9 protein-coding genes, 1 tRNA gene and 3 pseudogenes are annotated in these 14,420 nt (G+C 59.7%); 2 read left to right on the forward strand and 11 right to left on the reverse strand.

All coding sequences use genetic code 11. The features are described from left to right. On the forward strand, positions 1–973 hold a 973-nt coding region (locus tag H8A95_RS36325), incomplete at its 5' end, for a GDP-L-fucose synthase family protein (protein WP_229187464.1). Between the two features lie 249 nt (positions 974–1,222). Here the strand turns inward: H8A95_RS36325 and H8A95_RS36330 are convergent. The 5 genes and pseudogenes from H8A95_RS36330 to H8A95_RS36345 all read right to left on the reverse strand — a co-directional run bounded on the left by H8A95_RS36330 (position 1,223) and on the right by H8A95_RS36345 (position 6,881). Continuing rightward, positions 1,223–2,358, reverse strand: a pseudogene (locus tag H8A95_RS36330) (MFS transporter). A gap of 274 nt (positions 2,359–2,632) precedes the next feature. Next, on the reverse strand, positions 2,633–2,968 hold the full coding sequence (locus H8A95_RS36335; RefSeq protein ID WP_229170735.1) for a hypothetical protein: 336 nt from the start codon (positions 2,966–2,968) through the stop codon (positions 2,633–2,635). Between the two features lie 804 nt (positions 2,969–3,772). Beyond that, complete coding sequence (locus H8A95_RS36340) at positions 3,773–3,943, reverse strand: hypothetical protein (RefSeq protein WP_229170736.1); 171 nt, start codon at positions 3,941–3,943, stop codon at positions 3,773–3,775. A 44-nt stretch (positions 3,944–3,987) separates the two neighbouring features. After that, positions 3,988–4,860, reverse strand: a pseudogene (locus tag H8A95_RS43955) (efflux RND transporter permease subunit). A gap of 38 nt (positions 4,861–4,898) precedes the next feature. Further along, positions 4,899–6,881, reverse strand: a complete 1,983-nt coding sequence (locus H8A95_RS36345) for an efflux RND transporter permease subunit (RefSeq protein ID WP_274617701.1) — start codon at positions 6,879–6,881, stop codon at positions 4,899–4,901. A gap of 984 nt (positions 6,882–7,865) precedes the next feature. Between H8A95_RS36345 and H8A95_RS36350 the strand changes: the two genes are divergently transcribed. Next, positions 7,866–7,941: transfer RNA gene (locus H8A95_RS36350), tRNA-Ile, on the forward strand. 1,110 nt (positions 7,942–9,051) lie between these two features. Here H8A95_RS36350 and H8A95_RS36355 read toward each other — a convergent pair. The 6 genes and pseudogenes from H8A95_RS36355 to H8A95_RS36380 form a co-directional block, all read right to left on the reverse strand. Next, positions 9,052–10,329 (reverse strand): type II toxin-antitoxin system HipA family toxin, encoded by a 1,278-nt coding sequence (locus H8A95_RS36355; RefSeq protein ID WP_229170738.1) that lies wholly within the window; start codon positions 10,327–10,329, stop codon positions 9,052–9,054. Next, positions 10,322–10,630 (reverse strand): helix-turn-helix domain-containing protein, encoded by a 309-nt coding sequence (locus tag H8A95_RS36360; protein ID WP_229187465.1) that lies wholly within the window; start codon positions 10,628–10,630, stop codon positions 10,322–10,324. The genes H8A95_RS36355 and H8A95_RS36360 overlap by 8 nt, the downstream gene beginning before the upstream one ends. Positions 10,631–10,908: 278 nt before the next feature. Continuing rightward, complete coding sequence (gene tnpC / locus H8A95_RS36365) at positions 10,909–12,582, reverse strand: IS66 family transposase (RefSeq protein ID WP_229170740.1); 1,674 nt, start codon at positions 12,580–12,582, stop codon at positions 10,909–10,911. Between the two features lie 47 nt (positions 12,583–12,629). Then, positions 12,630–12,950 (reverse strand): IS66 family insertion sequence element accessory protein TnpB, encoded by a 321-nt coding sequence (tnpB, locus tag H8A95_RS36370; RefSeq protein ID WP_430642467.1) that lies wholly within the window; start codon positions 12,948–12,950, stop codon positions 12,630–12,632. A gap of 23 nt (positions 12,951–12,973) precedes the next feature. Continuing rightward, complete coding sequence (gene tnpA, locus H8A95_RS36375) at positions 12,974–13,375, reverse strand: IS66-like element accessory protein TnpA (RefSeq protein ID WP_028340772.1); 402 nt, start codon at positions 13,373–13,375, stop codon at positions 12,974–12,976. Between the two features lie 245 nt (positions 13,376–13,620). Further along, positions 13,621–14,378, reverse strand: a pseudogene (locus H8A95_RS36380) (SDR family NAD(P)-dependent oxidoreductase). Between the last annotated feature and the right edge of the window lie 42 nt (positions 14,379–14,420).

Genomic DNA, 14,420 nt, shown 5'->3' on the forward strand with positions numbered 1-14,420 from the left:
TTCGGCGCTGATGCGCCGGCTGGCGCGCGAAGGGGCCGATCTGCTGACGGTATCGCGCAGCGAGGTCGACCTGCGCGACCAGGCCGCGGTCAACGCCTGGTTTGCCGCGAAGCGGCCACAGGCCGTGTTCCTCGCCGCCGGCAAGGTCGGCGGCATCGTCGCCAACAACACGCTGCGGGCGGAATTCCTCTACGACAATCTGGCGATCTCGACCAATGTGATCCAGGCGGCCCATGCCAATGGGTGCGAGAAGCTGATGTTCTTCGGCTCGTCCTGCATCTACCCGCGATTGGCGCCGCAGCCGCTGCGCGAGGATTCGATGCTGACCGGCCCGCTGGAGCCGACCAACGAGCCCTATGCCATCGCCAAGATCGCCGGCATCAAGATGGTGGAGGCCTATCGCAGCCAGTATGGCGCCGATTACATCAGCGTGATGCCGACCAATCTCTACGGTCCCGGCGACAATTATCATCCCGAATACAGCCACGTCGTCGCGGCGCTGATCCGCCGCTTTCACGAGGCGAAGGTCTCGGGCACCGGCAATGTCGTGGTGTGGGGCACCGGCACGCCGCGCCGCGAATTCCTCTATGTCGACGATCTCGCCGACGCCTGCATCCATCTGATGAAGACCTATTCCTCGCCGGAGCTGGTCAATATCGGCACCGGCGAGGACATCACCATCGCCGAGTTCGCACTCGTGGTCGCGGCCGCCGTCGGTTTTCGCGGTGAGATTAGCTTCGACGCGTCGCGCCCGGACGGCACGCCGCGCAAGCTGCTCGATGTCGGCCGGCTGGCCAGGCTCGGCTGGCGCGCCCAGACCTCACTAGAGGACGGCATTCAGCTGGCTTACCTGGCGTATCTCGCCGACAGCGATGGGCGGCACCGGAGTGATCTGCTTGTTCCTGATAAGGGGCCGGTGCTACGATCAATCGGCGGTGGATGTCCCAGCCTCGCGCACTCGCCGCTCACGTAACGATCAATTTGCCTCGCAGTTGACAAACGTTCTTTGTCAACACCGCACTCAGTTGGACACCAAAACCCGAGTGACGCGGTGTATCCTAGCCACGACGCAGCCAGCCCATTTGCAGTAAACGGAGAATGGTCATGATCGAGACGTGCTGCCATCAAGCTGGGAGCACATCGATTCTAAGCCTCTAACGCCGACCGGCGGCCGATCATTAGTTGAAAATGTGATGGTATCCCTTTCCTCTCGATCAGCGGCCTAGCGATGGTCTGTCATCATCATCCGCGCCGACAGCGTAGCGATACACATAAGCGCGCCTAACATCCCGAACGCCAAGGGCAAGCCAACCATGTGCGCGACGAACCCGATGCTGGCGGGACCGACGAGTATACCGGCATAGCCGGCTGTCGTGATGACCGCGATCGCAAGCCCTACTGGCATCACCTTCTGTTTGCCGGCGCGTCGACACAGTACGGGTACAACGTTTGAAATACCCAATCCGATAAGCAGGAAACCCGCCATAGCAATCAACGCAACCGGCGCGGCCACCACAGCAAAAAAGCCTGCCACGATCGGCAGAGTCTCGAGCATCAATGTGGCGCGCTCGCCGATTCGTGCCACCACGGCATATCCGCAGAGACGTCCTGCCGTCATTGCGATTGAAAAGAGCATACAACCGAGGCCCCCATGCTCCTCCGGGAGAAGATCCCGCCCAACAAGAAGCAAAGCGCTCCGATCGAGCATTGCACCTTCGACAAGAAAGGTGATAGCCGCGAGCACAGCTACCAGCAATACGCTGCGATGGGGCAAGACAAACAACGGGCCCTGTTGCCTCGAACCCGTCGCAAGCAACCCCGGCCAGGCCGACACAATCGCGATCGTCATTAACGCCGAACAGACCAACGTCGAACAAAGCGGGCCAAGCTGCAGCGAGAGGAACGAGGTCACGGCGGCAGAGCCGGTGAATTCCCCAATGCTGTACCGGGCGTGGAAGCTGGACATCAGGGGACGGCCGGTGGCGCGCTCCAATTCAATTGCATGAATGTTCATGGCCACATCGATCGAGCCGAGCGCAACGCCGACAGGGTAGCACCGAGCCTGAGAGGTGTGTCGGCAATTGCAAGCCACGGCAGGATGAGCGCGAGTCCAAGTCCACCCGCAAGGATGATGGGCTTGCTGCCGTTCCGCGCACTCGACACGCTGGTAAAAAGCATGGCGATGACGGATTCCGTTCCGAGACAGAGCAGCAGAAGACCAAGCATGCGATCATCCACCGCGAGCCGTTCCTTGGCGAGCGGGACCAATGGCGCCCAGGCCGCGAGGCCGAAGCCGGCCACAAGAAATGCGAGCCGCGTCCCAAGCAGGCCTGCTGACCAATTGGCAAATGGTATCACGCGCACTCCTGAGAGAACGGGCTCGCGAGCGCGGCGTCCCCATCCTGCGTGCGTCGCCTGCAAACGGCCCGCGGCTCGACGATGCCGGCCTCAAGTTGATATTCTTCATCCCTGCAAATGCGATGCCGTCACAAAGACTGGAGCGTCACAGGGCGAGCGATAAATTGGAATGATCGTCGAGCACGCTAGATGCGGGGTTCGGCTAATCTTTCCCGGATAAGCTAGCCATTGAGCGGTGACAGTTTTTGCTGGTCTGCGACAGCCGGGGCGCGGCTCACCATGGCTCTGTCGTAAAGTCTACAAAGCCGATGGCGCGCGACACCTCTTTGTACTTGGCGCGAACACGGCGTAAGTTTTCCGACAACTTTCGGAAGCTGCCATCACGAGCAACCGCGCTGAGTCGCGAGATCAATACAACGAACATCATCAGGACCGCAATTAGGCGCAAGCCGTCAATGTCGGTCCGTATTTTTGATATCCGATTATTCCCGGTTTCAGGCAGCCAGGTGGTTCCCCGCGCCCCACTTGATGTGTTGTATCTCGAGTGACCGATTGTTCGGTACCAGCGCTCGCCGCCGACGACCATAGCCACTTCGAGTGGTACTGCCATCATCGTCGCCGCCTAAGCGGCGGCGTCGGTCAGGTCAGGGGCGCGCGCGCAGACGTGACCATGGGTCATCAAGGTTGCGGCAGATTCTGACCACTCGCTTAGCAGTTCCGGTCGTCTTCACCATGGCCGCCGCCGTGGTCAAGCGCAGAGGTTCAGCAGTTGCTCTTGTTCTCGACTCCGGTCGTATAACAGAAGCCGGCCTGCACTTCCCAGCACCCGACTACGGTCACTCAGCCGATACGTGCAGTTTGTTTTCGGTTTGTCGATTGATGGTCTTCGTGTCGAAAGCCGGTAAGTGCGTCGCTCATGGATGCGGGGGCTCCTGACGACCGTTCCCGGCCCTTTCGCCCACGAAACTGAACTGTATCAACCAATCCTAAGGCGGTTCAAACCAGCGTTCATTCCTTTCAACAAGCAACGCAAGCGTCAGACGGAAGCAAATAATTCTCCTTCGGCGAGCTCGAGCTTGGGCCTTGCGCTGGCCGTGAATGTCCGGCAATTCGCCTTGGCGGAGCAGGAGCGGATCACTGATGTGTTCTCGCCGAGCACCTATGCGTGAAGATCTCAATGCGGAACGGAACGTGAAGGCGGGTCCAGGCCGCTTCGCTCACCACACCGGCGCGTGAAGCGGTCGTATTTCTTGACGATATGTCCTTCATCGCGGACGAACGATAGGTCGTGCGAAGCAGCAGCCCGGGATTATCCGTCGGTCTCGTCACAAGCTAAAGCCCATCAGATTCACGCGGTCGGCGCGCAATGCCCCCATCTAGAATAGCATCGAGCGAACCTAGATAGATCTTGTCGTCATTGCTTAGCCACCTGATCATCTGCAGCGCCGATGAGGTCGAGCTCAACGCCGTTTTTCGCGTGGCCGGAGCTCGCATCGGCGCGGTGATCAGACGCGATCGTAACATAGACCGCCGGCAGCACGAAGATCGTGAACAGGGTGCCGATGGACATGCCTGCGACGAGCACGAGCCCAATCGAGAAGCGGCTCGCGGCACCAGCCCCCGTCGCGGTCAGAAGGGCAAAAGACCCGCGACCATTGCCGCCGTGGTCATCAAGATTGGACGAAGTCGGACGCGCGGCGCCATCTCTATAGCCGAACGACGGTCGAGTCTCTCCTTGAGCTGCAACTCATTGGCGAACTCAACCATCAGGATGCCGTGCTTGGAAATTAACCCCGCCAGTGTCAACAGCCCGACTTGGGTATAGATGTTCATCGTCGCCGAGCCAAAGAATAGTGGGATCAAGGCGCCGACTATTGCCATCGGCACGCTGATCATGATGATTAAGGGATCGCGCAGACTTTCGAACTGCGCCGCAAGCACCAAGAATATGATGATGAGTGCAAATGCAAAGGTGACGGGCAGCTGGTTACCCTCGCGCACATACTGGCGAGCGTCAGCGAGGAAGTCGTGGCTGACGCCTGCGGGCAGTTTCTTTGCCTCCGCTTCCAGGAAGTCCACAGCCTGACCGATCGTGACGCCGGGCATCGGCACGGCCTGAAAGGTCTCGCAGTTGAGCTGGTTTTAGTGGGTGAGCGCGTTCGGATCGGTCGCAGTCTCGATGGAAACTACGCTAGACAGCGGGAGCATCGAGCCCGTCGCGGTCTTCACATAATAGCTCCCGATTGCTTCCGGCGCCAAGCGTTTCTCGCGCGGCACCTGCGGATCACCTGGTAGGAGCGGCCCTGCAAATTGAAGCGGTTGATGTAGTTTCCGCCGAGCAAGGTTGGCGAGCGCGTTACCGATGTTCTGCATGGTGACGCCAAGATCGTTGGCCTTTGATCGATCGATCTTGATTCGTACCGCTGGCTGATTAAACTCGAGGTCGGAGTCGCTCACCAAGAACAGACCGCTCTTGCGCGCCGCATCCTTCAGCTTCGACATCTGCTCATAGACGGATTGGAAGCCTAGCGTCGAATTGATCAATTGATCACCATCTGCACTGGTAGGCCACCCGAACCGCCCGGAAGCGGCGGCAAGCTAAAGGCAAACGCGTTAATGCCTTCAATTTTAGATAGCTCGGTCTGGACAAGGGACTTTAGCGCGATCGATGACCGCTTGCGCTCGTCCCATGGCTTGAGCAACGTGCCGGCCATGCCACCCTGAGAGCCGCTAACCCCGTTGAGTACGAAGCTCAAATCGGTCTCGGAAAACTTCTGAAAGACTTTTTCGAGCTTGGCGCCGTAATAGTCAAGGTAGTCGATATTGGCGTATTTCGGCGCCTTGGTTAGTGCGAATACGATACCTTGATCCTCGTCGGGTGCGAATTCTTTGGAAGTATGCATATAGAGAAAGCCGACGAGGCCCAACATGGTCACCGCAAACAGACCAGTAATCGGCCGATAGTCGAGCGAGCGATTGAGCTTGCGGCCGTACCAGCGTGTCATGGCGCCGAATCCGTGGTTCACAAATCTTGCAAACTGCCCCTCCTCAGCACTCCTCAAGAAGAGCGAGCACATCATCGGCGACAGCGTCAAAGCGATCACGCCCGATACGATCACCGCTCCTGCCAGCGTAAACGCGAACTCGCGGAACAGCGCACCGGTGGGGCCGCCGAGAAATCCAATTGGGGCGTATACGGCGGCCAACGTAATCGTCATGGAGACAACTGGGCCAACAATCTCACGCGCGCCCCTTGTCGCTGCCTGCAGGGGCGGCGCCCCCTCTTCTAAATGGCGATGAATGTTTTCCACCACGACGATCGCGTCGTCGACCACGAGACCGATCGCGAGCACCATCGCAAGGAGGGTCAGGAGATTGAATGAAAACCCCAGCGCCAGCATCAAGCTGCAGACACCGACGAGCGACAACGGAATGGTGACGACAGGAATGATGACCGACCGCAGCGACGCCAGGAACAGGAAGATCACCACCACAACGATCACGACGGACTCAATGAGGGTCTTTTTTACTTCGTCGATCGACGATTGAATGAATTTGGTGGAGTCGTAGGCCACTTTCATATTTATCGACGGTGGCAGGTTGCGCTCCATTTCCGGAAACAGCGCCCGAACGCCTCGCACTATCAGCGGATTGCCTTGCGGGCTCGCCTGCACGCCGATGAAGACCGCGTGCTCGCCGTTCATGGCCACACTGACGTCTGTTGTCTGCGCGGCAAGCTCAACTGTCGCAATGTCCTCGATGCGTACAAAGCCGCCGTCATTGGCTTTGACGATCAAGCGCTTGAAGTCATCGACACTCCGAAGATCGGTGTTTGCCGTGACGTCGGAGATGGTAAAAAAGCCCTTGGTCTGGCCGGCCGCGGCCTGGAAGTTGTTGGCGGTGATCGCGGCCGAAACATCAGCCGGCGACACGCCGTGCCCCGCCATTTTCGCAGCATCGAGCCATAGCCGCATCGCGAAACTCTGTCCGCCAAGGACGTCTGCCGCTGCGACGCCATCGACGGTTGACATAACCGGTTGCACGACACGTGAGAGATAGTCCGAGATCGCGCTGGACGTCAGTTCCTTGCTGGAGAATGCGATATACATGACGGCGGTGGTTTGACCGGTTGATTTGGTGACGACCGGATCGTTTGATTCCTTCGGGATTAAATATTTGACTGAGTTGACCTTGGAGAGCACTTCGGTGAGCGCCTCGTTGGGATCGAAATTGAGCTTGATGTAGACTTGAATCGTCGAGATACCAAGCACCGATGAGGATGTGATGTAGTCGACGCCCTCGGCGGACGCGACTGCCTGCTCCAGCGGAGTGGTGATGAACCCCTGGATCATGTCGGCGGAGGCGCCAGGGTAGGAGGTCGCGATACTGACGACCGTATTAGACAGCTTGGGATACTGCCGGATCGGTAGAACGGTGGCCGCACGAAGACCAATAAGCAGGATCAGGAGACTGACGACGATAGATAACACCGGACGTCTTATGAAAAGCTCGGTAGATCCCATCTCGGCTCGCATTCGAGAGGGTAATGCTAATTCGCTGGCAATCGCTTCAGCTACTGCAGCTACCGCGGCTGACGTCCGTAGCATGAGGGAAGCGGGATCGGCTGTTAGAAGCCACACACGTTCCTAGGCAGAGAGACCTCACTCCTCCTCTTCTCCATGTTGTTGCCTAGATGAATTCTGGTCGCGATCTCGGATCGCGGCAGGATTTTCTTAAGATGAAGACCCGTCTCGTTTTCCGGAGCAATCGGCCAGAGGTCACTCAGGGTGCGGAGGCGGGCTCACATACCCATTTATTTTTCTTGCTCACGCCTGAATGGACCGCAGGGACTTCCAGCAAGCAGTCAAGTCAGCTTGCGGCCTCGCGCCGACCCGTATATCGAAGGATCCAGTTTCGACATCGAAAGTACAGACGACCCGACGGGGGGCTCACTCTACAAAGGTAAGCAGGCAATATAGAATGAGCTGCAAAACTTATACCAAGGTTTGTGAAACGGAAACGCTGGGTCGCAGCGGTGCGAGACTTGTGACGTTGTACGAAGCACAAAGTTCTCGGTCGGTTTTGACTCGCATGCGCGGACCATAACTCGGCGGAGTGGCCGAAGCGCTGACGACTCAACCATGTGATCCGAGGTGTGTCGCCTCGACGGCGCAATCCGACGAAAGCTTGGGCGCGCAAAGCCGATCTAAAGCGCGCGATCTGCAGTTATTTCCAGCGTTGGGGAGCGTCACGACGCTTCGCCGGTCTTTGACAAGGCCACACAAAGGCAGATGTGGCGGCAAGTTTGTCATCGCGGGTCACAGCTCGACGAAGTTTTACTGAAGCAATTCGTCGCGGGCACGCCCGAATGGAATCAAAAGTCGGTGCACCGCGCGAAGCGCAGGCTGCGAGCAAGCCCCTATTCGCTTGAAACGATGGGATTGCCGAATTGCTAGCCAACCTGTAAACGGTCTTGGCCCGGCGGCGCGGCCGCCTTATGGCGGTGGGGGCCCGTAGCTCAACGGTTAGAGCCGGCCGCTCATAACGGTCTGGTTGCAGGTTCGAGTCCTGCCGGGCCCACCAATATTTTCAGTGTGTGGTAGGTCCGCTTTAAGAACGACTCGTTCGGGAGGAACGACTCGATACCGATCTCCAGGCATGACTCGATTTTCATAAGTCATTGCCAGATCATGTCAAATCGGGAGAAAATCTCGAACCCAAACATTAACGCTGCGCTGATTTCACCGTGAGTACGGTAGGCGATTTCGCTGTGATCGCAACTATGGTCAGCGGCCGCTGGGCCGTCGGCTAGTCCGACGGCGCTGATCGCGATGCGAAGATGGAATTGCCGCTGCTGCTGGTAGTGCCGGAGATGATGATGCCGGTGACGATGGCCGGGACGATCATCATCGACATGCCGACGAGCAGCAGCCCATGCTGATCATGTGGCGCCGATGATCGGCACCGGCTAAGCGGCCTCTCTGGGTCCCCTTCGCACATGCCGACGATGATGACCATCGTCGGGTCGCTGGCATTTCCGGCGCCTACTCTCGAGCAGCATCCAACTCGGCCAGCCGCTCCAACGCCTGGTCTAGCGACCGGTCGTCCGTCTCGGTCTGCGCCCGCAAGACGTCGCGGTCCAGTTGGTAGACCAAGTCCGCAAGATTCCGGTCGTTCAACGAGGGAACCAGGTCGAAGGCCTCGTTCGAACACCAGAAGCGAGACACCGTCTTCACCGTAAAGCTTGAACGCCTCGGTCGTCTGCTTCGGCAGCTACCGTTCGTAGTCCCGCAATGGACCCGGAACGCACCGTCGTATTTCCTGAGAGCTAGGCGGTTGCTGAATAGACCTTGATAGTCCTCGTCCCGTTGAGCTCGAGATCGCACCTGACGGGCCCGTTCGTAAACTGCACGTCTGACTGCTTGAAGAGCGTCCAACTCCGCCGCGGCGGCGTTGCCGGCGAACGCTAGCCCGCCGCCTTTCGCGGTTCGCGCTAGAAAGCCTCGCTTCTCGGATAGGCGGCCCTTGTAGACCTTTTGAACGTGCAAGCCTGCCAAACATCTACGACCGTGCGCGAGCCGGTCGTCGAAGAAGCTGGGCCGGCACCTTCTTCAGGCTCGGCGGATGATAAGCCAAAACTGAATGCAACCCGGTGTCGTATGCTGTGGCCAGCTAGTTCCGATGGCGCCAAGCTCAGCGGGTAGCCAGCGAAGACTTCGGAACGTGGCCGGGATCTAGAACCGGGCTCATCTCCTCGATCTTGGCATCGATCTTACTGAGAACAGCGGCCGGCACGACATCCCGCTCTGGGAGTTGCCACCAATGGTCGTTCACCAACGATACGACCTCCTCGACGGCCGAGATGACCGCCGGCTCGGGTAGCCGCGCGCGATTGGCGAACTTTCGCCAGCGGTCCGGAGTAAGCGCTTTGAAGGATTTCTCTCCTCCCAAAGAGAGGGCCATATCGTCCTTCGGAAAATAGGCGGTGATCGATAGGACGTCGTACACGGGGGCGATGACCGGAGTGCAACCATCACCTGGGTATATTGTGGACCAATTCTTCAAGTGCATGTCGCCGTTGCCGACGAGCGCGGCAAGTGCCAGTCGGCGAACGAATTCGAGTGCGGCGTCGGTCGAAACCGCCACGTTCAGCGCGGAGGCGATGTCGTGGTATGATGCATCATCGTATTTTTTGGATGGCTGCCGGCCAAAGATCTGAGCGAAGTCTTCGACGTGAATTCGGGTACCTTTGGGGCCACGGTCGAAACGCTTCACCAGCAAGACCTTGCCAGTCGACAGTGTATTGAATTCTTCGGGAATTCCCTGGAAATCGGATTTCTCGACAAGCTCGCGTTCCGGCACATCCATTCCGAGGATTTCGGACAGCGCCAAAATGGCGAACTCGTTTTCCGACAAGCCGACAAGATTGGTCGAGGGGAATTTTGCGATGTACTGACCTTGCTCGTCGCCGATGGGCAAAGTCAGTCCGCCACCCTTGCCCGTATTTTTCATCACGGAGAGCTTCATCTGAACTCCCGCCAAGGAAAACCGCGCTTTGATCTCACGTGGATTGTCTTGCACGGCTATCGTGGTGCTGCCGTCGCTCGGCACGACGCGCACTGCACCTGGCAGGTCTTCGCCAAGCGCCGCGAGGAGGTCGAAATCGTTTCCTTGCCTCACTGCTCCCGCGTGGTGCTTTACCATCGCCTCGCGAAGCTTGTCTTCGGGCAACATATTCGCGAAGAACGCGGGCAGCATGTGTGCTGCGGGCTTCGGATCCTTACGAAGGCCACCATCGGCGGAGCGGAATGAAAGGCTCAATATCGGGGGTCGCGCCATGGCTCGATAGGCCGGATCAAGACTGAAGGCGTTGAAATCGCCCGGCGTACGCACGAGCGTTCCGACCTTGAGGTCTTTGAGAAACACGTCCAGCGACTGGATGGTGTTAGGAGCGCGGACGTGGCTACTCATCATCATCGTCATCCGTATCGGTGGTGAACGCTGGTCGGTCTTCGTCTTCGGACGGCCGAAGCAGTGCGTTGACGCCTGGTACGATGGCCTGTGGGATCAGCATTAGCTCCATGCCGAGCGCGCGCGCGACGTTAATCAGCGTGTTCGCCCGCGCAGCGGCGATGCCTTGCTCGATATCGCGGTAACGCGGCCGAGAAATGCCTGCGCGTTCGGCCACCTGCTCTTGAGTTAGGCCCGTTTGCTTTCTTGCATCCCGGAGGAGGCGTCCTAGCTGTTGGGTTGCTTCTGAGCTTCGTTCCATGATGCGTTTACGTACCTTTTTTCTTCAAAAGATACGGTAAGGTATCATCTATTGCCACCCAGTCAAAGGCTTGGATCTGTTCACGCATCACGGAACAGTAAAATGATCCGCAAACGTATCTCTATGGCGAGGCGGTTCTCCAACGCCTAAAGCAATCTCGACCAGCGCGGGGCGAACCACCGCGTCCGCATGAGCTTCCACGGTACGCATACGACGAAGACCGCCTGATTGACGCATGCGCGCGGGCACAGTGAGATCTATGATCGGTTGGGTGATGGTCAGGCGGCCTGCTGACCGACGGGCTTATCGGCCTGGCGCAGGAGCTTCCATTCCCAGGGCAGCAGTTCGTGCAGGCGCGACGCGGGAAGATCGGCGATCCGGGCGAGGACCTCGGCGAGCCAGGCCTTGGGATCGACGTCGTTGAGGCGACAGGTCGTGATCATCGTCAGCATGATGGCGGCACGGTCGGCGCCACGCTGGCTACCAGCGAAGGTCCAGTTGCGCCGTCCCAAGGCGATGCCTCTCAATGCGCGCTCAGCGCAATTGTTGGTCAAGCAGATCCGGCCATCGTCGAGGAAGCGGGCGAAGTCATCCCAGCGCCTGAGCATGTAGTTGATCGGCTTCAGGACCTCGGAGGAGCGCGACAGGGTTTCGCGCTCACGCAGCAACCAGGCGTGCATATCCTCGAGAAGCGGCTTGCTCTTCTCCTGGCGAGCGGCGCGCCGCTCGTCGGCGCTGCGGCCGTTGATGGCGCGCTCGATCTCAAACAACGCATCGAGGCGTCTGACCGCCTCCAGCGCGATCGGAGAGACCGGTTTGCCCTTCTTACCTTCCCGGGCATTTTTCTCGATGTCAGCCAGCTCGAAGAAGCCCCGCCGCGCATGGGCAAAGCAAAACGCCGGCGTCATCGGCAGCTCTTTCCGCTGCGGGTCGAACAGCGGCTCGAAGCCGCTGTAACAGTCGCACTGCAGGATACCGGCGAAGGCGGCCAGATGCTTCTGGGGATGCTCGCCTCGTCGGTCGCTCGAGGCGTAATAGACCGCCGCCGGCGGCGCAGGCCCGGCGAAGGGCCGGTCATCCCGCACATAAGTCCAGATTCGCCCCGTCGTGCACTTGCCCTTCGCCAGGATGCGGATGGTGGTGTCGTCGCCATGAAGGCGCTCGGCCGCAAGCACATGACGCTCGATCAGCTGGAACAGCGGCATGACGGCGAAGGTTCCGTGGCCGACCTGGTCGGCCAGCGTCGATAGCGGCAAATCGATCCTCTCGGCCTTAAAGCGCACGCTCTGGCGATTGAGCGGGATATGCATGCCGAACTTGTCGAACAGGATCGTCGCCAGCAGTTGCGGACCAATGAAGCCGCGCGGCGTGGCATGGAACGGTGCCGGCGGCTGGCTGATCTTCTCGCAATCGCGGCAGGTGAACTTCTCGCGTACCGTCTCGATCAGCTTGAAGCGCCGCGGGATCTCCTCCAGCGTCCCGGTCACATCCTCGCCCAGCTTCGCCAGGCGCGATCCACCACAGCAGGCGCAGGTCGCTGGAGCCTCAATGACGACGCGCTCGCGTTCGATGTCGTCCGGCCACGGCTTGCGCACCGGCCGCTTGCGCATGAAGGGGCGGACGTTCTGCGTCTTCGCCGCTGCGGACTGCGCGGCAAGCTCATCCTCGCTCGCTGTGGTGACGAGCTCTTCCAGCTCCAGCTCCAGCTGCTCGAGCAGCCGTGCCGTGCGTTCGGAGCGTTGCCCGTACAATTCGCGTTTGAGCTTCTCGATCCGCAACTCGAGATGCGCGATCAGCGCCTCGGTATCCGACAGTTGCGCCTGCGCATTCGCGGCTTGTGCCTGCCAGTTGGCAGCCACCGCCTCAGCTCGCAGCCGTGCCTCACGCTCGGCCTGCAGCGCCGCCAGGGCACTGACGAGGTCCGATGGAAGATCGTCCGGCTTCGATACCATGAAGCCATTGAATCAGATCAAGCAGCAGATTCAAACCGTAAAAGCGGCTATCCGACCCGCGTCGGCCGATGGGTTTCTTGAGGGTTACGCCAATCGATCCCGGACAGCAGATAGCTCAACTGCGCCGGCGAGATCGTTACCGATTCACCGGCAACCGATGGCCAGATGAACTTTCCTCTCTCGAGTCGTTTGGTAAACAGGCAGGCTCCCTGGCCATCGTGCCAGATCGCCTTCACAAGATCGCTGCGGCGACCGCGGAAGACGAACAGATGACCGCTGAGCGGGTCTTTGTGCAGCACCTCCTGCACTTGGAGTGCCAGCGACGGAAAGCCTCTGCGCATATCCGTGTAGCCTGTCGCGAGCCACACTCGCACATTCCCCGGTATCGCAATCATCGGCGTCCAAGCACATCGAGGACCCGCGCCAGCGCCTCCGGATCGACGTGCGCATCCACCCGGATGCACCGTCGGTTGCCGAGATCGATCTCTATCAATCCAGTACGCGCGGCTGCCACGGAGCGAACTCGGCCATCAACCGTAGGCAAAAGCTTCGGAGTTTCCTCAGCCGATGCCGCTACGGCCGCGATCTGCACCGGCGTAAAAGATGGTACAACTTGTTCCGATGTCCGTGCTTGTCGACGCCAGGTAAACACCAGGCTGGCCGCTACTCCGTTGCGACGCGCAACCTCAGTCACCTTCGCGCCCGGCGCCAATGTCTCCTCGACAATCCGTGCCTTGTCGTCCTGCGACCAGCGCCGCCGCCGCTCCAGCCCGCCCAAAACCTCGACCCGCATCGCCTGATGACCTTAAAGCTAGACTTAAGGCCACACGCTTCGCGAATTACCACCCGTCACGCAAGACGGCCCCCGTCGGATGCGTACCTTCCACGGCTCCCGCCGCCCAGCCAAAACGGCCGTCGAGGAAGTCTTCGACGGCGTCGGCAACACACCAAGTTCAAGGATTTTTTCATATTTTTTCAAGTGCAGGCAATCGGTCCGCCGCGGGCGGTTTTGCCCCAGAGCAGATCCGCGCTGGTTACCTATGCCGGTAACTTAACTTCGGTCAGCCTGCCCAATTTATCGATGAGTTCATCCTGAAAGCTCGGATCGGTCGCCTCATTGGCCGGCTCCTGCTGCTGGAGGCGATGCCAATAGCGGCCGCTAACTAGCGCGGCTGGATCGTCGCTCACGGCCAGCCAGGATTGCGTCTTCTGACCCGTTTCGACATCTACCGGGGCGCCCGTGCCACCCATCTTCGTGCGCGCCCAGCCTGGATCGACCGCGTTGCTTAGGACGCTTGGCCAGCGTCGCGCCAGCGCGACGAGGTGAAGCTTGCTCTCGGCGTAGGCCCTGGCCGAATCCCAAGACCTTTTCGTCCAATCAAGGTCATCCAACGAGCCTTCCCCGCCACGATGCAGCCCACTGCTAAGATAGACCAGTCTAGCGGGGCGCTCGATCAGTGCCGTCAGCAAGTAGGGTGCAAGAGTATCGATCGCCAACGTCCCGGCATGGCCTTCAGGAGTCGAGCCACGACTCCGCTGTGTGTAGACGCCAGCGTTATGGATGATCGCATCCATGCGCCCGATCGCGTTCACCTGGTCCGCGATGCCTTTGGTCTCGGCGCCGCTCTGCAGGTCCCGACCACAACTCGTTCGGAGCGCAACGCGAGCTCTCCGACGGCTGCGGCGCGATCTGCCGTTTGCGCGTGCAGCACCACTCGATGCCCCTTATCGAGAAGCGACTGCGCCGCCGCCCGGCCGAGACCATCCGTACTGCCGGTAATGAATACGATCGCCATGCGCTGCCCCCCCGGATGTTTCGGAACGCACTCTACAGCACC

It is taken from the genome of Bradyrhizobium oropedii (assembly GCF_020889685.1).
Taxonomy (GTDB): domain Bacteria; phylum Pseudomonadota; class Alphaproteobacteria; order Rhizobiales; family Xanthobacteraceae; genus Bradyrhizobium; species Bradyrhizobium oropedii.

What these genes read in the sequence shown, in the direction of transcription:
- H8A95_RS36335 (WP_229170735.1), bottom strand. Translation starts at nt 2,968, where the DNA reads ATGGCAGTACCACTCGAAGTGGCTATGGTCGTCGGCGGCGAGCGCTGG.
- H8A95_RS36345 (WP_274617701.1), bottom strand. Translation starts at nt 6,881, where the DNA reads ATGGGATCTACCGAGCTTTTCATAAGACGTCCGGTGTTATCTATCGTC.
- H8A95_RS36355 (WP_229170738.1), bottom strand. Translation starts at nt 10,329, where the DNA reads ATGAGTAGCCACGTCCGCGCTCCTAACACCATCCAGTCGCTGGACGTG.
- H8A95_RS36360 (WP_229187465.1), bottom strand. Translation starts at nt 10,630, where the DNA reads ATGGAACGAAGCTCAGAAGCAACCCAACAGCTAGGACGCCTCCTCCGG.
- tnpC (WP_229170740.1), bottom strand. Translation starts at nt 12,582, where the DNA reads ATGGTATCGAAGCCGGACGATCTTCCATCGGACCTCGTCAGTGCCCTG.
- tnpA (WP_028340772.1), bottom strand. Translation starts at nt 13,375, where the DNA reads ATGCGGGTCGAGGTTTTGGGCGGGCTGGAGCGGCGGCGGCGCTGGTCG.